Source organism: Pseudonocardia sp. ICBG1142 (assembly GCF_020496255.1).
Taxonomy (GTDB): Bacteria; Actinomycetota; Actinomycetes; order Mycobacteriales; family Pseudonocardiaceae; genus Pseudonocardia.
On the sequence record NZ_JAHLJC010000005.1, the window covers coordinates 149,978 to 172,307 of the forward strand.

A 22,330-nucleotide genomic window follows, 5' to 3' on the forward strand; every position below is an offset into this window, starting at 1 on the left:
ACAGTCGTCGGCCAGCAACCGGTCCATGCAGCTCCCACTGACCGGACGCGAGCACGAGACCAAGCTCGGCGGCTCGGTCCGCATCCTCGGCGGCTCCTACCGCTACGAGGTCGGGGCGGTCCTCACCCGGCCCGGTCGCGCCGACCTGGACATCACGGGCACGGTCCGGGGCGGGGACCTGCGCCTGTTCATCGGCGAACGCGACGCCGAGGCGCTGCTGGGGCCGATGCCGGCCGAGGTGCGTGCCGCGATGACCGACGAGAAGGTGCGTGCCGACGCCTGGCGCGCCGCCGACACGGAGCTCGTCGCGGTCCAGCACCGCTACGACGAGCTCTGGCTGGACACGCCCGCGGAGGACCGCCGTCGGCTGGAGAGCCTGCGTGGTGAGGCGACCGGCCGCATCGCGACCGACCTCCGCGTGGCCGGCGAGCGCTACGCCGACGCCGCCCGCGAGTGGGCCGAGGCCAAGACCGAGCTGGACCGCCGCACCGCCCAGTGGGTGCAGCAGCGTCCGGTGGCGCCCGCGCCGCTGCCGCCCCGCGCGCGGCGGCTGGGCACGATCCCCGAGGACGACGAGCCCCCGGCGCCCACCCGGTCGGGGAGGAGCACGGCCCCGGGAGACCCCGGGACGGTCGTGCACCAGCCCTTCCGGGCACCGGAGACGCCGACGCGACCGCAGATGGACGCCATCCGCGTCGCCCTGGACGACCGTGGGCTGCGCTCCAGCCGGGACGACTCGTTCGAGATCTACCAGCGCTGGCGCGAGCAGGGCCTCCCGGTACCGCCGTCGCCGACCGAGCTGGCCCGCGCCGCGGTCGAGCACGCCGACCGGAACGGCCACACCGCCGAGGGACGTCTCGCCGCCGCGGTCACCGACCGGGACGGTCGCCCGCGGCCGTTCGTGATGCCGGACCGCTGGGTGCACCTCCTGCAGGGCGACTCCGCGGACGCCGCCCTGGCCGTCGTGGAGACCTGGCACGGGACTCCCCGGCTACCCGACTCGGACCACGGCCGCGTGGCGGAGGACGTCGTCGCCGCGGGACTCGGCACCGAGCTGACCACCGTCGGGGTGGGCGCGGACGCGTGGGCCGCGGTGTCCGCGACCGTCCGGGGCGCGGGACACGGCGCCTCGGCCGTCGTGGAAGCCGCCCGGGAGACCGGCCGGGGACCGCGCACGGTTCCCGCCATCTGGGTGCTGCTCCAGGACGGGGACACCCAGTGGCTCGTCGACCCGCGTGCCGGGGCCGCGACGCGGGTCGGGCCGGACGGTCTGCCCGCCGTCCGCGAGGTGCGCGCCGCCGCGGTCACCGGCGGTCGGGCGCCGCTGCCGCTGCCCAGCCACTCGGCCGTGCCGGAGACCGCGCCGACCCCGGAGCCGACCCCGGAGCCGACCCCGGAGCCGACCCCGGAGCCGACCCCGGAGCCGACCCCTCGGACGGAGCCCGCCGTCGCGGGCCCCGCGGCGGACCGGTCCGGCCCCGCCGGGTCCTCCTTGCCCCAGGGGGATCGCCCCGGCGACCCGACCGAACCCGGTGGGTCCGGAACGCAGAGCCCGACCGTGCCGCCGTTCGTCGTCCTCGATCCCGGCGCGGTGGGCTCCGCCACGACGACGTCGTCGGCGCCCCGGACGGTGGACGACCTGGCCTGGACCTACTCCGGATCCCGTCCCACCGCCGCCGCCGAGCTGCACGAGGCCTGGCACGGGCAGCCACACGCCCCGCGCGAGGAGCCGTCCGGGCCCGTCGGCACCCGTCGGATGCTGGAACGGACCTTCGGCGCTCCGTGGACCGCGGTCGGCACAGGTCCGGCCGCGCTCGGCGCGGTCATCGACACCGTCCGGGCCGCCGGGCCGGGCGCCGACGCGGTGGTCTGGGGCGCGTTCGAGCGCGACCCCGCCGTCCCACCGACCGGAGAGGGACACCCCCGGCTGATCGGGCCGACCCACTGGAACCTGCTCAACGACGGCGGCACGGTGCAGCTCGTCGAGCTGCGCACCGGCGACGTCGTCCCGGCCACCGCCGACCACCTGAGCTACCTGGGCCGGGTCGAGGCGGTCGGGACCGGCGCCGACGGCGTGCCGCTGGTCTTCCCCCGGACAGACCACCGGTCCGTTCCGCGGCCCCCGTTCGCCGACGACCCGACGGCCGTGTTCGGGCTGCACGAGCCGATCTGGCAACAGCTGCGGGGATCCGGTCTCGACGGGCACCTGGCGGTGCACGATCTCTGGTGGGGCCGCCCCCGCGCCACGCCGGACTCTGGCGCGACGCCCGCACCGGCCGCGACCCCCGATCCGGTCGACACCCGGGCTCCGACCGAGAGCGACCGGGGTCGGAGGAACGTCCGGGACGAGATCGAGCGGACGTTCGGGTTCCCACCGGTCGAGATCGGCACCGGCCCGGACGCGTGGGCCCGGTTCGCCGACGCGCTGCACGGCGGTGGCCACGGCGGCTCCGGGCTGGTCCGGCTCGAGCACCCCGGCGACGGGCGCGTCGAGACGCTCTCCCTGCTGCAGGTCGAGGGTGACGTGCTCGTACTGACCCCGTCCGACGGCGGCGTCGTCCTCGCCGAGCACGTCGTCGTCCCCGACGATGCGCGCCTCACGGCGGTGGGGGTCACCAGCACGGGCGACCGTGTGCGGGCCGTCCCGGCCGACGAGCCGGAACCGTTCGTGCCCGGGCCATCGGTGCCCGAGGCTCCCCCCGTGGACGCGGTTCCGGCCGCCCGCTCCGGGCGCGCGGAGCCGCTGCACCGCACCGGCCCCCGGTGGCAGCAGGGGCACGAGCCTGCGGCGGACTCCGAGCAGCTGTACCGCCGCGACGTCGTCTGGGACGCCCAGCGGGCCGCGGCACCGGTGACCCTCGTGCGGGCCGACGCCATCACGGTGCTTCCGCCCGGTGAACGGGACGTCGGCATCTCCCGGTTCGCCGACCTCGCGCCGGTGGAGGTGCGCCGCTACGAGGTGTTCCCCGGGCACTTCGTCCGTGAGCTCACCGCCGCCGTGCGGCTGGTGGGTGACCCGGCCGCGGTCGCCGAGGCCACTGCGTTGGCCGTCGAACAGCTGGAGCTGCTCAACTACCGCTACCGGCTTCCCGGCGGGGACCAGCTGCACCTGAGCCTCGATCTCTCGCCCACCCGCCCCGAGCATCAGGTCGTCGTGGTGGAGGACGTGCCGTGGGTTCGCGGGCAGTCGCCCACGTCGCACCAGGAGCGCTGGCAGCTGGACCAGATCCGCGGCCTGAAGGCGACGGGGTCCGCCGTCGCGGCGCACGAGCTCTCCCACGTGTTCGGCCTGCCGGACAGGTACGGCCCGCACGGGAACGCCGCGGCCGTCGGCGGGACCGTCGCGTACGGCGCCCTGATGGGCCCCGACGGCATCCCGGTGTACACCGAGGCCGATCTGGCCCGCCTCGACGCCCTGTTCGGCGGGCCACAGCTGCCGAGCAGGCCGCTGCCGTCGGTCACCACGCCGACGGCCCGGGATCGGCTGGTGCCGGGCCACCACCAGTGGGCCGCGATCCAGAACGTGCTGAGGGAGCTGCGTCTGCCCGTCGTCCGGGACGATCGTCCGGAGCCGACCGCCCCGGACCACCCGACCGCGTCCGGCGATGCCGCGGCGACCGCGCGGGACCGCGCGGCGTACCACGGGAACGAGGCCTACCGCACGGCGTTGCTGGACGCCTACGACGCGTGGCGGCGGCGGACCTCCCCGCTTCCCTTCGACGTCGACACGCTCGCCCGGGCGACCGTCTCACTGGCCGAGATGCGCAACCTGGTGCGCGATCTGCTCCCGTTCACCACCGACCGGACGGACCGGTTCGCGCTGCATCGTGGGGCGTGGGAGGAGTTGGCGGGCAGCGGTCTCGACGGGCACCTGGCGCTGCACGACCTGTGGCGTGGACGCCCACGGGAGGTCGTCGCCGAGCCCGCCGCGGATGCGGTCGAGCAGACGTTCGGCGCCCCGCTGGCGGAGATCGGCACCGGCGTCGCCGCCTGGGTGCAGGTCCACAACGGCCTGGTCCACGGCGGTGACGGCAGCTCGGCGCTGGTCCGGATGCATGACCCGGCCACGGGACGAACCGAGACGGTGTCGATGATCCACAGCCGGGGAGCCGTGGTCGTGCTGACCCCGTCCGACGGCGGCGTCGTCGCCGCGGTGCGGCGGGAGCCGGGCGCCGGCGTGGTCGTCTCGGCCGTCGCGACGGGCCGCGACGGCAACCTGCTGCGACTGCACGATCCCGCGCCGGCCGACGGCGTATCCACCGACGTCGTGCCCACCGACGCCGCCCCGGAACCCACCCCCGCACCCGAAGCTGCTCCCACGCCCGAGCCGGCCTACGCCCCCGCCCCGGGCAACACGCTGGCCCCAGCGACCCAGAGCGGTCCGACCACGGGCGTCGACCACGTCGTCACGGTGGCCGCCGCACTGTTGCCGCGCTCGCCCGCCGACAACGATCTCGCCTCCCTGCGGCACGCCGTCCGGGACGACGTGGGTGCCCTGCTCGACGGCCGCATCGTGCGGGTCGGCCGGGAGAAGGTCCTCGTCACCGTGGACCCGGACTGGTCGGCGGCGACCCCGGTCGACGGTGGCTCACCCGAGCCCGCAGGCGCGTCCCGTGAGTCCCACCGGGGCTCCTCGGCGGCGACGTCGTCGTCGCGGTCGCCGATGACCCGTTGGTTCCTCTTCGTCCCGGCGGTCCCCGGTCTGTTCGGCCTCGGTGGGGTGACCCTGCCGACCGGGGCGTCGACGCACCGCACGGCCGTCCGCTCGGAGTCCGAGCAGGTCGCGATCTCGGTGACGCTGCCCGAGCGGCCCGAGGGCGGCACCGGGTTCCGGGGCATGCGCACGGTCGAGGTGCCGCTGCGCTTCAGCCTCACCAGGGTCGACGCCGCAGGCGACCCGATCGGCCCGACGACGACGGTCGGGGACCGTCCCGGCGACCCCCGGGTCTCGGCCGGGATGACCGTGCCTGTCGGGCTCCGCAGCACCGGGACGACGGTGCCGCTGCCGCCGACCCTGCCTCCGTCGTTGGTGGAGGGCGCGCACCTGGACTCCTCGACGCCCGGACGGCACCAGCGGACGGCACTGCCCGCCACCCCGGAGCGGACGCCGGACGTGGCGCGACAGCTGGCCGAGCACATCGGGTCGGCGAACCCCCACACCCTGCGTGCGCTGCGGACGGCGCTGAGCTCGGACGGCCTCGCCTCGCAGCTGCCACGGATGGCGGTCGGCCCGCGCCAGGCCGGCAGCGGCGCCGGCTGGGTGGACTCGGTGTCGTTGCTCCCCAAGAGCAACCCGCTGCTCTCGCTGTTCAGCTCGCACGGCCGCAGGCTCCAGCTGCGAGCGGTCGCCCGGGAGGTCGAGTACCTGGAGACCATCGAGGGAGCGAGCTGGTCCACCACGACGAAGGGCGCCGCGACGGCCGCCGGCGGCACCCGGGCGAGCCGGGCGGGCGAGGGCTCACTCGGGGCCGGAGCGGGCGTCGACGTCGGCATGGTCACCGCGGCGGCCGGTCCGCTCGGGGCGGCCGGCCGCTTGGCCGAGACCTCCCACGCCCACGACCGCACGACCACCCACGAGTCGACGCAGGACCGGCCGGGCCCGGTCGTGCGCTACCGCACGGTCTACGACCTGGAGGCCCGCCTCCCGGGCCAGGCGCCGATCACCTTCGACCGTGCGCTCACCGCGCAGCACTGGACCACCCCGGAGGAGGCGGCCCGCACCGGCGTCCTCCCCACGGCGGACGGCCTCCCGGGAGGCCCGTCGGCGTCTCCCGAGCCGCAGGCGACGAGCGAGAAGCTCGCCGCGATCATGCGGGACTCGGTGGCGTTGCTGCCGGGCCACCACCGGTGGTCGTGGCGGGACTCGACCTTCGCCACCTCCTTCGACGACACCCGGCTGAGCGGCGGGATCTCCGACCGCCACGAGCGCGAACTCGGCCGCACGGACGCGGTCGAGGCGGCGGTGTCGGCGGACCGGCTGCCCCGCATCACCCCGGACCTGCTCGTGGACGGGCCGCTCACCGTCGAGCTCACCCCCGAACCCGGCCGCGGCCACGACTACCACGTCGCGCTGCGGGTCTCGGCCCGGCTCGACGGCGAGCTGGTCGACCTGGGCCCCGCCCCGGAGCGCCCCTCGACCACGCGGATCGGCGAGACCGGTAGCGGCGAGCACACCGCGAAGCGGGGCTGGTCGGTCACCGGGGGAGTCGTCGGCCGGGTGTACTCGCAGCTTGCCGGGAACCTCGCACTGGCCACCTTCTACAGCAAGCTCGGGTACCACCGTTCCACCTCGACGACGATCAGGCACACCACCGGGTCCGACGTCGGGGGGCCCGCGGCCCCCGGCTCGACGCCGACGGCGCGCCGGTGCCCGAGCCCCTGCACCGGTACCGGGCCCGGGTCGAGTACACCGTCACCGGGCACCACTGGTCCCGGCCCAACGCCCTGGTCCGGGGGGCACCGTCGGCGGTTCCGGCCTCGAGGTCCCGACCCGTCACGACCTGACCATCGTCGATCCCGGAGCCGCGGAGGCCGGACGTGCGCCGGGGACGGTCGTCGCCGACGTCGTGCTCGAACTGCCCGCCGGGTCCGACGCCGCCGCCGTGCGCGCCGAGCTGGAGCGCACCGTCGTACCGACCGATCGCACCGCCCTCCCGGGGATCGCGCTGAACGGGGACCCGGCGCTGCGCCGGGGCACGTCCCGCGAGCTCGACGGGATCCGGCTGCTGTCGGTACACGGCCTCGAACACGTTCGGACCTCGGTGCGCGACCAGACCGTCGACGCCTCCGGAGACCCGGCCCTCGGGTTCGCCGACGGAGCGAACTCCGGCCTGATCGACACCGCGCTCTCGCAGAGCGCGCTGCGCGGCGACCCGCACCTGTTCTCCCGGCCGGTGCACCTGGACGGGCTCGGCTGGGCGCGTCGCCGGGCCGACACCCAGGCAGCGGCGGCGGTCTCGTTCTCCCTCCGCGAACCTCAGGTGCTGGACACGGTGTGGGAGCAGCCCTCGGGGGCGATCACCGGCGGCAGCGTCCTGGCCCGCGAGGCCGGGAGCGGCTGGTCGCTGACGAACTCGATCGAACCGGCGTACCTCGCCACGGGCGACCCGGGCGCCATCGGTGGCGGTGCCGGCAACGCGATCGGCCTGTTCCTCGGCGAGATCGGCCTGTGGGGTGGCTCGCAGTCCTTCCGGGACGGGGAGAGTGCTGCCGCGCAGACCACGCGCACGATCTCCGGTGAGCCCCGGGCACTGCACCTGATCCGGGCCGACCTGGGCTCCACCGTCGCCGCCGAGGCGAGCCGCCGGGGCAACCTCGACCGATGGGAGGTGTTCGGGCGGTCCCCGGTGGGACGCTCCGCGGAGCACTTCACGCTGCCGGGAGCAGTGCACGCCCTGGTGACGGACGAGCAGCTCCACGCGATCCGGACCCTGCAGGCGGAGGAGGACGCCCTCCGCGCCGCGGAGACCGGACCGCCCCGCCTGCCGGAACTGGTCCTGGACCACACCCCCGGCGGGTCGATCCTGGACCCCTCGTCGCGTCCGGCGGTCGAACCGGTGCCCGAGGGGCGGTCGCTGCCGGCGCCGGACCGGGTGGGCGGCGTCCTGCAGCCGGTCGACCTCGGCGACACTCTCCCGCTGCTGCGCGAGCAGCTGGTGCACCGGCTCGGGCCGGAGCGGGCCGAACGACTGCTCTCGTCCTCGGCCGTGACGACCCCGCACGACGGCCACCGCGAGGCGCACACCCTGCTGTCGGCCCTGCAGGGCTCGTTGCGTGACGCGATGGCCGACGGGGTGGGTATCGCGCTGAGGCTGGAGGACCGGCTCAGCGGCCGGACCTACGACCTGCGCGTCGGAGCCGAGCTGCTCGCACCGCCCGAGCCGCTGGGCGTGACCCACGGCGAGCTCACGACGACGACGGTCTCCACGTTCACCCGGACCGCCGCGCGCACCCTGCGCCGGGTCCTGGCCGAGGTCATCATGACCGTGGTGCCGGGCGGGATGTTCATCCCCTCGACCGAGGCGGGCACCGCCCGACATGGTGCCCCGTACCTCGCGGCCGGTCTGGGGCTGGCCTACGTCGGGGAGTGGCTGGCCCAGACCCAGCAGACGGTCCAGGAGTGGGCGACGGCCCGGCAATCCTCGGAGACGGCGTCGGGGGTCCTGGCGGCACACCGTGCAGAGGTCCTGTTCGACGTGCGGATCGAGCGGCACGGTGAGCGGATCGCCGCCGCCCCCGCGGTCCGGACGGTCGAGCTCCGGTCCCTGGCCGAGGACACGCCGGCCGGTCGTATCCCGCAGGCCCACCGGCAGGTCCCGGCCTCGCGGACCACGATCCGGTCGGCGGACGAGGCCCGGCCGGACGCGCTGGCGGCCTGGCGGTCCGCGGACGCGGCCGCGCTGCCCGCCGATCCCGCCCGTGCCCGGGCCGTCGACTTCGCCGGTGACACCGGCGACCTCGTCCGGGCCGCCGAGCAGGCCGTCCGTGAGGGCGGCGGGACGGTCACCGCGGCGACCACCCGTGCCCTGCAGGCGGACCTGACCCCGAGCCGGTTGACGGCCTCGGCCCGCGAACAGCTCGAGCACGGGATGCCCCTGGTCGTCCCCACCAGCTCCGGCTTCGACCTGACCCTGCACGCCGTGCTCCCCGACACCGGCGAGCTGGTGGGGGCCAGCGACCGCATCCGGCTGGGTGGCTCCACCGCCCGGACCGGCGCGGAGCACGTCGAGTACGGGTCCGCCAGCGAGCACCTCGTCGGTGCCATGCCCGTCGTGTCCGGCGGGGTCCCGCACCCGCCCGAGTCGAACACCTACTCCGAGGGGCGGCAGCCGTTCGGCCAGGCCTCGGGCTGGGCGCTGGGCCTGGAGCCGCTGGGCGCGGCCGGGGCCGAGCACGAGCAGCGCGGCGCGACCTCCTCGGGCGGCACCGAACGCCCCGCACGCGGGCCGGGTGACGTGAGCCCGATCAGCACCCTGCACACGCACGGGACCCGGTTCAGGGTGGTCGCCGAGCCCCGGTCCGTGCCGCTCGGCTCCGGCCGGCGGACCGGCGTCGTCGACGTCGACCTCGACCAGGGGTACGTGGTCCGGCGCACCGACCGCGGCGAGAGCCTGCCCGCCGCGCTCGTGGACGCGGTGCACCAGCTGGGCGTCAGGGACCGGGAGTGGGGCCGGGCCCGGTCGGAGCTGCGGGCCGCGGAGAGGGGCGCCGGGGCCGATGCCGCCGCGAACGACCACTCGGCCGCCGCGGAGCGCGAGCGGGCCGCCGCCGAGGCCTGGTGGTCGGCCAAGGGGACCTACGACGCCGAGCTGGCCCGGACCGGCACCCGTTCCGACAGCCCCCTCCCAGTGCGAGGGGACCCCCCGCGTGACCCCGCCCCCGCCGACGGTCCTGGCGTGCCACCCGGCCCCGCGGTCCCGCCGGCTCACGAGAGCTGGGTCTCCGAGGCGGTTCCGAGCTGGGACGTCGACGGCGACGTGTCCACCCGCGAGCCCGTCCGGTCGGCCCACGAGGACGACGCCGTCCGGGCCGGGCACAGCGGTCAGTCCGCCCGGACACCCCCGACGCCGTAGGCTCCCGCCGTGTTGTCGATGTGGGACCTGCCGGAGATCCGGTCGGCCCCGCGATGGCCGGGCGTGTGGCCCACGGCAAGGACGGCACCCGGTGCGCGGCACGTGGACGCGATCCGGGACCTGGGGCGTCCCGACCCACGCGCGGCAGCGCCCCGGCCGCCCGCCCGCTGACACCACGAACCGCCCCCGAACGGAGCGCTGTCCATGAGCACCTCCCCCGGCCACACGCCCACCCCGGAGGGCGGGCCCGCCGAGCCCGAGGTCCCCGACACGGCCGAGGACCAGATCGCCTACCTCATCGACCCGGGCTGGCGGCCGACCCCCGGGCAGCCCGATCCCGGGCCGGCCCAGGTGGTGGGGGCCTGGATCCTGCGCGCCGACGGCGGGATCGAGGGGTTCCAGAGCAACCCCGACTACGTCCCGTCGGACCCCGGGTCACCGACCGACCCCGTCGCCGCCGTCCTGCAGATCCTGGCCCTCGACCGGGAGGACGGCCTGCGCCCCGAGGACGAGACCATGGAGCTGCTCGACACGGTGCTGGTCGAGGCCCGGCTCGGCGTCGCTCTCGACGAGAACGGCGTCGCGGTCGTCCGGGCGGCACCCGGCGGGGGAGTCGTCCCCGTCGTCACCGCCGCCGCGCACCGCGACCGGGTCACCGGCGTCGCGTCCTGGCGCGAGACCACCGCCGCGGAGCTGGCCGCCGCCCTCCCCGCCGAGGGTGTCGACATCGTGGTCAACCCCGACTCGCCCGCCCCTGCGCTGATCCCGGCCGCGAGGCTGCGCTCGCTCGTGGGCGGGGCCCCCACCGGGTGACCGGTTCGCGGGGGATCTCCCCCGTGGCGCGCGCGTGGGGTCCCGTCGTCGCTCCGCGGTGCCGGGGCCCGCACTAGACAGGGGAGGACCGCCGGAACCGACTCTGCCGAAGGGGCGCGATGGAGCCGCGACGCCGTACGGGACCGGTGCCGCGATGAGCGCGGCACTGGCCGTCTCGCCGATGGGCGGTACCGGGCACCGCAGCCTCGCCGACGCCGTGGCCGCGGCACCCGAGGGTGCCGTCATCAGCGTGGCGCCGGGGACCTACACCGAGCCCCTCGTCCTGCGGCAGGCCGTGACGATCCTCGCCGAGGAGGGCCCGGGCACCGTCCGGATCGCCCCTCGCGAGGGGGTCGCGGTGGTGCTGGCCGGGCCGCCGTCGGCGACCGCGCAGCTGTCCGGCATCACCGTGGCGGGCGCCGAGGGGGTGGTCGCGGCAGTGCTGGTGACCAGCGGGGCGCTGCAGCTGAGCGAGTGCGCGGTCACCGGCGCGGGCTGGTCGGCGGTGCTCGCCCGCGACGACGGCGCGGTGCACGCCCGCGACTGCACGCTGACCGCCCCGACGGGCGCGGGGGTCGTCGTCAGCTCTCCGGTGGGCAGCACCGTGTCGCTGTGCCGCATCACCGACGTCGGCACCACCGCGGTCGTGGTGGCCGGCGACGGCGTGCTGGACCTCGCCGCGACCCGGATCGAGAACCCCGCGGGCAACGGCGTGTTCGTCCACGAGCGGGGCCGGCTCACGCTCTCGGGGACGTCGGTGTCCGCGGCGGGCAAGCCGGCCGTCGCCGTCGAGCAGGAGGGTGCGCTCACCGCTACCGACCTGCGGGTCACCGAGACCGCCGGGGCCGGGCTGTACCTCGCCAGCAGTGCCGCGGTGCAGGTCGACGGCGCCGAGATCGGTCCGTGCGGCGCCGTCGGCGTGCACGTCGACCAGGCCTGCCGCCCGCAGCTGCGCGCGCTGACCGTGCGTGCCGCCACCGGGGCCGGGCTGCTGTGGACCGGCCGGGCCTCGGGCACCGCCACCGGATGCACCGTCGGGTCCACCGAGGGCGACGGGCTGCGGGTGACCGGGCGCAGCACCCCCGAGCTCGACGCCGTCGAGACCGGTGGCGACACCGGCGCCGGTGTCGTCGTCGACGACGGCGCCGACCCGTTCCTGCGCCGGCTGCGCGTCCTGGACGCCGGGACCTGTGCCCTGGTCGTCTCCGGCGGTGCCCGTGGCCGCCTGGAGAACGTGGAGATCGAACGCGCGGGCGCCGACGGGGTGCGGGTCACCGACGGGGCCCGCCCGCAGATCGACGGGCTGCGCCTGCGCGGCGCCACCGGGTCCGGTGTGGCCGTCGGCGGCGCGGCGTTGTCGCTGGCCGACGGCGACCTGTCCGCGGTCGGCGGCGACGGCGTCACCGCCGGCACCGGCGCCGACCTGACCCTGCAGCACTGCCGTGTCGTCGGGGCGCCGGGCGCCGGGTTCCGCCTGGACACGGGCTCCGGCGGCACCCTCGAGGGCTGCGGGGCCGTCGTCGGGGGAGCGGACGGGATCGTCGTCGCCACGGCCGAACCGGTCCGGCTGACCGGCTGCACCGCACAGGGCAACGCCGGTGCCGGGCTGCGGGTCACGGCCCCCGCGGCGTCGCTGACCGTCGAACGGCTGGCCAGCCTCGCCAACGGGATCCCGGACGCGCCGGGGCCCCGGTCCGGTGGCCAGGCCGCGGTGGCCGACGGCGGCCCCACGGAGGTCGCCGCACCCGCACCGGGCACGACATCGGCCCGGCGGCCGACCAACGACCCGCTCGACGCCCTGCACGCGCTCGTCGGTCTGGAGGGGGTGAAGGCCGACGTCACCTCGCTGGTGAACCTCAACAAGATGGCCAAGCGCCGCGTCGACGCCGGGCTGTCCGCCCCGCCGATGGCCCGCCACCTGGTGTTCGCCGGCGCGCCCGGCACCGGCAAGACGACCGTCGCCCGGCTCTACGGCGAGATCCTCGCCCGCCTCGGGGTGCTGCGGTCCGGGCACCTGGTCGAGGTGGCGCGCGCGGACCTGGTCGCCCAGATCATCGGCGGCACCGCGATCAAGACCACCGAGGCGTTCACCAGCGCGCTGGGCGGGGTCCTGTTCATCGACGAGGCCTACACGCTGTCCAGCGGACGAGGCGGCACCGGCCCCGACTTCGGGCGCGAGGCGATCGACACCCTGGTCAAGCTGATGGAGGACCACCGCGACGACGTCGTCGTCATCGCCGCCGGCTACTCGAAGGAGATGCAGCAGTTCCTGGAGGCCAACCCGGGCATGGAGTCCCGCTTCAGCCGGACCATCGAGTTCGCCAACTACGACGCCCCCGAGCTGGTCACGATCGTGCGCAGCCAGTGCGAGCGCCACGACTACCGCCTCGCCCCGGAGGCCGAGCAGGCCCTGCTCGCCTACTTCGAACGGATTCCGAAGGACGGCACGTTCGGCAACGGGCGCACCGCCCGTCGGGTGTTCGAGCGGATGGCCGACCGGCAGGCGTCCCGGCTGAGCTCCGGCGGCGCCGTGGATCCCGCCGACCTGACACTGCTGACCGTGGATGACCTCGAACTCGCCGTCTGAGGCCGTCGCAGGTCCGGGGCTCGACCGGTCAGCCGGAGAACCCCGGGTCCTGCATCGCCGTCATGAGCTCGGTGCGCGACCGGTAGCCGGCGCGCGCGAACATCCGGCCCAGCCTGCCCTCCACACTCTTCTCGCTGACCTGGAGGATCGTGGCGATCGTCCGGTTGCCGAAGCCCTGCCCCACCAGCAGGCCCAGCAGCCGCTCGTTCTCCGCCACGACCGAGGCCCGGCCCGGCACGGTCACGCCGGCGCGGGTCATCAGGCCGCGGACCCAGCTGCGGCACAGCAGCGCGCCGAGCTCCCCGAAGAGGTCGTAGCACTCCCACAGGTCGTCGGGCCCCACGAGATCGAGCTCGCCCAGCATGCCGATGACCGTCGCCAGTTCGAGGGGGATCCCGCGCTCCCGGGCGAGCCGCAGACAGCTCTCGACGGTCGCCCCGTCGCGGTCGACGAAAGAGCGCACGAGCAGCAGGTACAGCTCCGTCCGCGAGGTTCCCAGCATCCCGTGCAGACGTTCCAGCGCCCCGCCCACGCGCCGGGCGCCGTCGGCGTCGCCGCGAGCCATGGCGATGCGCGCCACCTGGAGGTGGGTCGCCTCGGTCCCGATGAGGACACCGCGCTCCTCCGCGTCGGCGACCGAGCTCTGCAGCCGGTCCATCGCCTCGTCGAGGTCCCCGACGGCGACGTCGGCGAGGGCACGGGGGGCGGCGAGCAGATGTCGCAGCGACGACTTCGCCGCGATCGCCTCGTCCAGGAACTCCCGGGCCCGGGTGATGTCGCCCCGGGCCAGCAGCAGGAAGGCGTGGTGCTGCTGGGTCAGCTCCAGGCCCGCGTCGTGCCCCACGACGAGCCCACCGACGCGGTAGCGGCGGGCCAGGTCCTTCGCCTCGGTGGTCCGGCCCTCCAGGAACGCCAGCGAGGCCCGGTCGGACAGGCTCAGCATCTCCGGGGTCAACCCCTCGCTCGCCATCAGTCGGCGGACCCGGTCGACCTCGCTGAGCTGGAGCAGGAGTGTGACCAGCCCCTGGACGAAGGCCAGCTGCCGACGGGCGGAGTTGTCCTTCGGCCACAGTTCGCGGTCGGCGAGCAGCGTCTCGAACGTCGCCGGACGTCCCGCACCCAGCTCGGCCATCATCGAGATCGTGTCCCCGAGGTAGGAGTTCGCCCCCGGACCGCGCCACGCCCACCGTGTCTCGTCGAGCAGCTCCAGGGCGTCCCGCCACCGGCCGAGCATGAACAGGGCCAGCGCCCGCCACGAGGACCGGGCGGCCACGTCACCGGGGAGCTCGCGGCGGCCGTGGGCGACGGCGCGGAGCCCCTCGATGTCGCCGAGGCTGCGCATCGAGCCGAGCAGCGTCGCACCGGCGTCGATCACCCACTCCTCGGGCAGGACGTCGCCGAGGTCCTCCAGGACGGACTCGATGGTCGTGACGGCGGTGGCGTAGTCACCGGTGCGGTAGCAGCTGGTGGCGTACATCCAGCGGGCCATCGCCTCGTCGGCGCGGTCGGAGGACAGTTCCGCGGCAGCCAGCCACCAGGCCTTCGTCCGGCCCGGGTCGTCGGCGGCACGGATCGTGGCCCGCTGGACCAGCTCGGTCCGGGCCCGGCCGGTGTCCAACAGCGCGCCCGCCTCGGCGATCCGGTCGGTGAGGTAGTCAGGGTCCTCGGCGTGGGCGGCGCCGGTCCACATCGCGACGACGGCGGTGACGGCCACCCAGCGCCGCTCGTAGGGGCCCAGACAGGCGGCGAGCTCGACCGCCACCTGCGGGACCGGGAAGCGCCAGCCGCCGTCCGCCCCGCCACGGTGCAGCACTCCGGCGTCGACGAGCTCGCCGAGGTGGTCGCGCGCCTGCTCGACGCCGATGTCGAGGCTCGCGGCGAGCAGCCGGGGCAGTGCAGGCCCGAGCGGCGCGAGCAGGGCGACGGCGGTCGCGACCGGCCACATGGCGGGTCCCAGGCGACGCACCGGGCGCAGCAGCGGCCCGTCCGGCCGGGGGGTCGGCTCCTGCCCCGGACCGAGGTAGGCGTGCCGGTCGGAGATCACCACGCGCCCTCCCGCCGAGAGGCTTCCCAACAGGTCCAGCACCGCCTCCGGCACCCCCCGCGTCCGCGCGAGCACGAGGTCGACCAGCTCGGGTGCCGGACGGCTGCGCAGCTGCTCGGCCAGCAGGCGCGCGATCTGCGCACGGTCGAGCGGCCGCAGCCGGTGCGAGTCGAGGACGCCGTCGCGACGCAGCGCACGGACCACCGGGACGAAGGGACGCAGGAACCCCGGGACCGGGGTCTGGACGGTGAACACCGCCCGGACACCGGCCTCGGCCAGGGACGGCACCAGCGCGGCGAGCACCGCGACCGAGTCGGGATCGCTGCGATGCAGGTCGTCGACGAGCAGGGTCAGCCGGTGCCGGTCGAGCACCATCGCGATCGGTGCCGCCACCCGGGCGGCGAGGGCGGGGGAGTGCCGGGCGCCGTCGACCGGGTGCAGCAGCGTCGGCGGGACCCGGTCGAGGACGGCCGTGCCCCCGTCGATCACCGGACCGTCGGGGGTGTAGCGCAGGCGCAGGACCTCGCCGCCGCGGTCCCCGATCCCGGCGCCCAGCCGGTCGAGCAGGGTGGTGCGCCCGATACCCGGCGGTCCGTGCACGAGGGCCGGGCGGGTTCCGTCGTCCGGAAGGTCCGGGACGGGCAAGGGTGCCTCCACAGGGCGGTCGTCGACGACGGCGTGACAGGACGGGGGAGTCCTCGCACCGCGGACGACGAGCGGACATCGGGCCGGTGCCCGGTCTTCCCGGGGGCCGGTCGCGGCGGTGCGGATCGTGCCTCGTCGGTCGATCGTACCGTTCCGCGCTACATGTCATGATCGTCGCAGCTTGCGGGGCCGCATGACAGGGCCGCACGACAGGGACGGTGACGTGGGCAGGGAACGGATCGAGCTCTGTGGTCGGGACGAGGTGCTGGACGCTCTGCGCGGCACGCCAGGGGCGTCGTTGACGGTCCTCCGTGGCCCCACCTCCAGCGGGCGGACCGCACTGCTCACCCGGATCGGTGACGAGCTGCGCGAGTCGGGTTCCACCGTCCTGTTCGTGGATGCGGTCCAGGACCACGCGGACTGGGACCGGTTCGGGGTCCGCCCGCTGCTGGCCGCGGTCCGTCGATCCTTCGAGCAGCTCGACCCCGGGCTCGAACTGCCCGGGGCGATGCGGTCGGTGCGCCACCTGGCCACCGCCGAGACCTACGAGTCGATCGCCGGGCGCTCCCGGCTGCGCGCGGAGACCGGTCGCCTCCTCGCCGCGGTCGGGGCCCGGGGCCCGGTCACCGTCGCCGTCGACGACGCCGACCACGTCGAGGCTCCGCTGTTCGTGCTCGCGGAGGCCCGGCGCGCCGGGCACCGCGTGCTCGCCGCGACGCGGACGGCGCAGCTCCCGACCGAGCAGGTCGCCGAGGTCGGTGACGCCGCCGACGAGATCATCGACCTCCCGATGCTGCCGGACGAGGCATCGGTGGAGATCCTGCGCCGGGCGGCGGGCGGCCCGGTCGACCCGGGACTCGTCGACGCCCTGCGGGGCGCGCTCGGGTTGTTGTTCGGGTGCCCGGGGACCCTGATCTCCACCCTGGCCGCGTTGCGTGCGGACGACCGTGTCGTGCGCGTGGACCGCAACCTCTGCCTCCGCGACGACCGCGCGCCGATCGGGCTCCCGACCGGGCACTTCCTGGTGGAGGCGGTGCGCACCGCAGGTCGTGTCGCGGAGGAGCTCGTCGCCCTCGCGGCGGGCCCCACCGGGCTCCGGATCGCCGACCTCGACGCCGTCGCCGGGGCGACCGGGCGGACCGCGGTGGGCTGTGGCGCCGTCGTCGACGCCCTCGCCGCGGAGTCCGCGCTCGAGTGCGACTTCCGGGGGCGCCTGACACCGCTGTGCCGGGCGCTGGGGACCACGGTGCGGGCCGGGCTGGGGGAGGACGCGCTGCGCGACCTGCACGTGCGGATCGGTCGCCGGCTGCAGTCCACGGTCGAGCTCAGCGGCCGCGACGACCTGTCCGCGCTCGCCGACCACGTCGCCGCGGCCGGAACGGTGTGGCCCGCCCAGCAGCGGCTGACGGTCGTGTTGCACGACGAGGCCGTCCGCGTCGCCGACAGCGACCCGGACCGCGCGATCACCCGTCTCCGGTCCGCGTGGCGGCACGCCGGGCCCGGACACGGCCGGCGTCGTGTGCAGACCGAGCTGATCCGCACGACCCGGGCCGCGGGCCGCTTCGACGAGCTGGCCGACTTCGTCGCCGACGCCGTCGACGAGGGTGGGTACCGGACGACGGGCTCACGCACCGAGCTGACCGCGGCCGCCGCGCTCGCCGCCCTGCAGCTCGGCCGCCGGGTGAGCGCGCCGGTCCGCTCGGCCCTGGCCGGGATCGGGGATCCCTACTGCCCGCTGGAGCTGTGCGAGCGCTGGTGGCGCGGTGACCACCTGTCGATCGGTGAGCTGGTGCGGGGCTTCGCGCCGCTCGCGCCCGGCGGGCCGGTGTCGACGCTGCGGGACCTGTCCGCGGACTCGCTGCGGGTGCCCGCGGACGTCCGGCACGCGTACTCCCGGCGGCGGTTGGTGCCGCTGCTCCGGTGGCTGCAGGGACCCGGCTACCGGCCGCCGGCCGAGGGCCCGTTCGCGGCGTTCGAGCGCATGATGATCGCCTACGGGGACGGGCGCTGGAACCGGGCGTTGTCGGCGGCCCGGCTGCTGCAGACCCAGGAGTCCGCGGACCTGGTCTCCCGGCCGTGGGCGGCGCTGGCCGCCGCGGCCGTCCATCGCTACCGGGGCCGGGAACGGCGTGCACTGGCGTGGGCGCAGATGATCCCCGAGCTCGACGACACCGACACCGACACCGCCGTGCCCGCGTTGCGGGAGTGGGCGCAGGCGCGGCTCGCCTACACCGGGGAGAACCCGCTGGAGGCGCTGCCCCTGACCTGGGCGGTGTACTGCCGCGAGCTGCGGCGCGGCTCCCCGGGGCCGCACGCCGGTGAGGTCCTGAACTGGCTGGCGATGCTCGCCCGCAGCAGCGGCGACGACGGGTGGCGGCGCCGGATCGGCGAGGCGGTCGAGGAGGCGGTCGCCGCGGAGCCCGAGTCGGTCGGCCCGGAGTACGGCGATCTGATCCGGGCGATGCTCCACGACGACCCCGCCGCCGCCCGCCGGGGCGTCGCGTGGTGGCGTGAACGGGGCAGCCTGCCGGACCTGGCACAGGCGTGCCTGCAGGCCGCCGACGTCGTCGGGGCCGAGGAGGCGGAGCCCCTGCTGCACGAGGCGCTCGCCATCGCCGACGACCTGAAGGCGGTCCGGCTCCGGCGCTCGGTGCGGCGGGCGATGGCGCGGTACGGGATCACCGTGCGGACCCCCGAGCTCACCGAGCAGCGGCTGTCCGAGCTGGAGATGCAGCTGGTCGAGCTCATCACCGAGGGCCGCTCGAACCGGCAGATCGCGGCCAGGATCACGATGAGCGAGAAGACGGTCGAGAACCACCTCACCCGGCTCTTCGGCAAGACCGGCTGCCACAACCGGCGCGAGCTGGTCGTCGCGCACCTGGCGGGCCGGCTCACCGGGCTGGCTCCCGAGCCGTGGGAACCCGGCGTCGGGGCCCGTTAGAGTCCGCTGCGTGACCGAATTCGTGAGCCTGTCCGTGGACGCCGGCGTCGGGACGATCCGGATCGACCGCCCGCCGATGAACGCCCTGAACCGCCAGATCCAGGGCGAGCTGCTGGAGGTGGCCGACGAGGCCGCCACCCGCGCCGACGTGCGTGCGGTCGTCGTCCACGGCGGGGAGAAGACCTTCGCCGCGGGTGCGGACGTCAAGGAGATGGCGTCGATGTCCTACTCGGACATGGCCCCGCAGGCCCGCAAGCTCTCCGCCGGGCTGGGCGCGATCTCCACCATCCCGAAGCCGACGGTCGCCGCGGTGACCGGCTACGCCCTCGGCGGCGGCCTGGAGGTCGTGCTCGGTGCGGACCGCCGCATCGCGGGCGACAACGTCAAGCTCGGCTTCCCGGAGATCCTGCTCGGCATCTTCCCCGGCGGCGGCGGCACCCAGCGCGCCGCGCGGCTGATCGGCCCGTCCCGCACCAAGGACCTGATCTACACCGGCCGCATGGTCAAGGCCGACGAGGCCCTGGAGATCGGCCTGGTCGACGAGGTCGTGCCCGCCGACGAGGTCTACACCCGCGCCGTCGCGTGGGCGCAGCAGTTCACCGCGGGCCCCGCCTTGGCCTACGCCGCGGCGAAGAAGGCGATCGACAACGGCCTCGACACCGACCTGCGCACCGGCCTGGACATCGAGTCCGAGCTGTTCGCGGGCGTGTTCGCCACCGACGACGCGAAGGCCGGCATGGCCAGCTTCGTCGAGAACGGCCCCGGCAAGGCCACCTTCACCGGCCGCTGAGCCGCACCGCCCCGCCCGGACGCGCGACGCGCCCGGGCGGGGAGCGGGTCGGCGGCGCCGTTCTGCAAAACTCCTACTCATGAGTTCGGACCCGGCGCCCACCCCGCACGCCACCGCCGAGCAGGTCGAGGCGGCCTGGCACGACCCGAAGCTCGCCAACGTGCTCTACCACGACTGGGAGGCGGGCACCTACGACGAGAAGTGGTCGATCAGCTACGACGAGCGCTGCATCGACTACGCCGTCGGCCGGTTCCGCGCCGCGGCCCCGTGGGACGGCCGCCCCTACCTGCGCGCCCTGGAACTGGGCAGCGGCACCGGGTTCTTCCTGCTGAACCTCATGCAGGCCGGCGTCGCCGACCGCGGCGTCGTCACCGACCTCTCGCCGGGCATGGTCGCCGCCGCCACCCGCAACGCCGAGCACCTCGGGCTGGAGGTGGAGGGCGCCGTCGTCGACGGCGAGCACATCCCCTTCCCCGACGACAGCTTCGACCTCGTCGTCGGGCACGCGGTGCTGCACCACATCCCCGACGTCGAGGCCGCGTTCCGAGAGGTCCTGCGGGTGCTGGAGCCGGGCGGGCGGTTCGTGTTCGCGGGCGAGCCGACCACCGTCGGCGACGCCTACGCCCGCACGCTCGGGCAGTGGACCTGGAAGGCCACCACCACGCTGACCAAGCTCGGCCCGCTGCGGGGCTGGCGCCGCCCGCAGCACGAGCTCGACGAGTCCTCGCGTGCCGCCGCGCTGGAGTCCGTCGTCGACATCCACACCTTCGACCCGGCCGTGCTGGAGGCCACCGCCCGCCGGGCCGGTGCCGAGGGCGTCGCCGCGCACACCGAGGAGTTCGCCGCGGCCATGCTCGGCTGGCCGGTGCGGACCTTCGAGGCCGCCGTCCCGCCCGGGCGACTCGGGTGGAACTGGGCGATGTTCGCCTACCACGGCTGGCAGCGGCTGTCCTGGCTCGACGAGCACCTGCTCACCCACGTCGTGCCGCGCAGCTGGTTCTACAACGCGCTGATCACCGGGACGAAGCCGAGATGAGCGTTCGGCCCCGCCGGGGCGCCCTCGCCGTCAGACTCGACGACGTGGAGCACCCGCTGGAGCCGTTCTGGCGCGGCGTCATCGCCTACCGCCTGCTGACCCTGCTGACCGTCGTCGGCGTGACGCTCTACCACCTGCGCACCGGCTACGAGCGCCCGCTGGCCGCGGTCGCCGTGCTCGGCGTGATGGTGGTGTGGACGGCCGTGACGTCGTGGGGCTACCTCGGCGGGCTGCCCGGCGCCCCGGACCGCCGCGGCCTGCTGGCGCTGGCCGACCTCGGTGTCTGCGTCGCGGTCATGGCGACGACCCCGCTGGTCGTGCGCGTCGCCCACCTCGACGAGGGCGGCCCCGGCATGGGGTCGATCTGGACCTCCGGTGCGGTGCTGGCCTGCGCGGTCGCGTTCCGGATCACCGGCGGCGTGCTCGCCGCCGCCGTGATCTCGGTGGCGCTGGTGCTGTCCAAGCAGCGGTTCGGGGTGCTGGAGCTGGGCGACATGCAGCTGCTCCTGCTGGCCGGTCTGACCGTCGGGTTCGCCGCGCACGTGCTGGAGCGCACCGCCGCCCGGCTGCGCCGCCTCGTCGCCGAACAGGCCGCGACCGCCGAACGCGAGCGGCTCACCCGGGCCGTGCACGACGGCGTCCTGCAGGTGCTGGCGCATGTCCAGCGCCGCGGTGCGGAGCTGGGCGGCGGGGCGACCGAGCTGGGTGTGCTCGCCGGGGAGCAGGAGACCGCGCTGCGCGCGCTGCTGTCCGGGTCGGGGACCACCGACGCGTCCGGGCGCCGCGACCTCGCCGCCGCGTTGCGGATCCTCGCCTCGGACCGGGTCACCGTCTCGGCCCCCGGACGGCCGGTCGAGCTGAGCGGGCCGGTCGTCGACGAGGTGGAGGGCGCGGTGCGGGCCGCGCTCGCGAACGTGGCACTGCACGCGGGCCCGGACGCGCGCGCCTGGGTGCTGGTCGAGGAGCTGCCCGGGGCGGTCGAGGTCAGCGTCCGCGACGACGGCCCCGGCATCCCCGAGGGCCGCCTCGCCGAGGCCGAGGCGCAGGGCCGGATGGGGGTGTCCCGCTCGATCCGTGGCCGCGTCGGCGACATCGGCGGGACACTGACGCTGGACACCGGACCGGACATCGGAACCGAATGGGTCATCAGGGTCCCCAGGGAGGACACATGAGCATCCGGGTGATGGTCGTCGACGACCACCCGATCTGGCGCGAGGGCGTGGCCCGCGACCTCGCCGAGCGCGGCCTCGACGTCGTCGCGACGGCCCCGGACGCGCCCGCCGCGGTCCGGATCGCGACGGCCGTGCGGCCCGACGTGATCCTCATGGACCTCAACCTGGGCGCGACCTCCGGCGTGGACGCGATCGCCGCGATCGGACAGCAGAGCCCGGACAGCCGGGTGCTGGTGCTGTCCGCGTCGGGCGAGCACGCCGACGTCCTGGAGGCGGTCAAGGCCGGTGCGCTCGGCTACCTGGTGAAGTCGGCCGGGGTCGAGGAGCTGCTGGAGGCGATCCGGCGCACCGCCGACGGCGTCGCCGTGTTCACCCCGGGGCTGGCCGGGCTGGTGCTGGGGGAGTACCGGCGGCTCGCCGACGCCCCGCGCCTCGCCGACGGCGCGCCGTCGGTCCCGGCGCTCACCGAGCGGGAGACCGAGGTGCTGCGCCTGGTCGCGAAGGGCATGACGGCCAAGCAGATCGCGGCGAAGCTCGTCGTCTCGCACCGGACCGTCGAGAGCCACGTGCAGAACACCCTGCGCAAGCTGCAGCTGCACAACCGCAGCCAGCTCGTCCGCTACGCGATCGAACAGGGACTCGCCGACTGAGCCCGTCCGGGAGCGGCACGGTGGGTTCCCCGCGGTGAGCGGCGGCAAACGGTAACGGGGGACACCCCCATCACGAACAG

The 22,330-nt window shown here is 75.7% G+C and carries 9 protein-coding genes (1 of these 9 only partly in view); 8 read left to right on the forward strand and 1 reads right to left on the reverse strand.

All coding sequences use genetic code 11. The annotated features are described in order from the left end of the window. The 3 genes from KPL59_RS05970 to KPL59_RS05980 form a co-directional block, all read left to right on the forward strand. A protein-coding gene (locus tag KPL59_RS05970) for a toxin glutamine deamidase domain-containing protein (RefSeq protein ID WP_226360193.1) crosses the window boundary here: on the forward strand, positions 1-7,240 show its end. The gene continues 20,162 nt to the left of window position 1, outside the view; the window shows 7,240 of its 27,402 coding nt (coding positions 20,163-27,402); the start codon falls outside the window, past its left edge; the stop codon is at positions 7,238-7,240. Between the two features lie 2,536 nt (positions 7,241-9,776). Continuing rightward, positions 9,777-10,385 (forward strand): type VII secretion system-associated protein, encoded by a 609-nt coding sequence (locus KPL59_RS05975; protein ID WP_226360194.1) that lies wholly within the window; start codon positions 9,777-9,779, stop codon positions 10,383-10,385. A gap of 154 nt (positions 10,386-10,539) precedes the next feature. Continuing rightward, on the forward strand, positions 10,540-12,972 hold the full coding sequence (locus KPL59_RS05980; RefSeq protein ID WP_226360195.1) for a right-handed parallel beta-helix repeat-containing protein: 2,433 nt from the start codon (positions 10,540-10,542) through the stop codon (positions 12,970-12,972). Between the two features lie 28 nt (positions 12,973-13,000). On the opposite strand, the gene KPL59_RS05985 is transcribed toward KPL59_RS05980, so the two are convergent. Further along, a complete protein-coding gene (locus tag KPL59_RS05985) occupies positions 13,001-15,661 on the reverse strand; it encodes a hypothetical protein (protein WP_226360196.1) in 2,661 nt (886 codons plus the stop codon). A gap of 223 nt (positions 15,662-15,884) precedes the next feature. Between KPL59_RS05985 and KPL59_RS36745 the strand changes: the two genes are divergently transcribed. From KPL59_RS36745 to KPL59_RS06010, 5 genes are all read left to right on the forward strand, one after another. Continuing rightward, positions 15,885-18,602, forward strand: coding sequence for a helix-turn-helix transcriptional regulator (locus KPL59_RS36745; RefSeq protein WP_226360197.1), 2,718 nt, complete (start codon positions 15,885-15,887; stop codon positions 18,600-18,602). A gap of 10 nt (positions 18,603-18,612) precedes the next feature. After that, positions 18,613-19,392, forward strand: coding sequence for an enoyl-CoA hydratase/isomerase family protein (locus tag KPL59_RS05995; protein ID WP_226352612.1), 780 nt, complete (start codon positions 18,613-18,615; stop codon positions 19,390-19,392). Positions 19,393-19,471: 79 nt separating this feature from the next. Beyond that, positions 19,472-20,428, forward strand: coding sequence for a class I SAM-dependent methyltransferase (locus KPL59_RS06000; RefSeq protein ID WP_226360198.1), 957 nt, complete (start codon positions 19,472-19,474; stop codon positions 20,426-20,428). After that, the gene (macS, locus tag KPL59_RS06005) at positions 20,425-21,600 is read left to right on the forward strand and encodes a MacS family sensor histidine kinase (RefSeq protein ID WP_226360199.1); all 1,176 of its coding nucleotides are present in this window, start codon (positions 20,425-20,427) and stop codon (positions 21,598-21,600) included. Before KPL59_RS06000 ends, macS begins: the two co-directional genes overlap by 4 nt. After that, positions 21,597-22,250, forward strand: a complete 654-nt coding sequence (locus KPL59_RS06010) for a response regulator transcription factor (protein WP_226360200.1) — start codon at positions 21,597-21,599, stop codon at positions 22,248-22,250. Before macS ends, KPL59_RS06010 begins: the two co-directional genes overlap by 4 nt. Positions 22,251-22,330 lie beyond the last annotated feature (80 nt).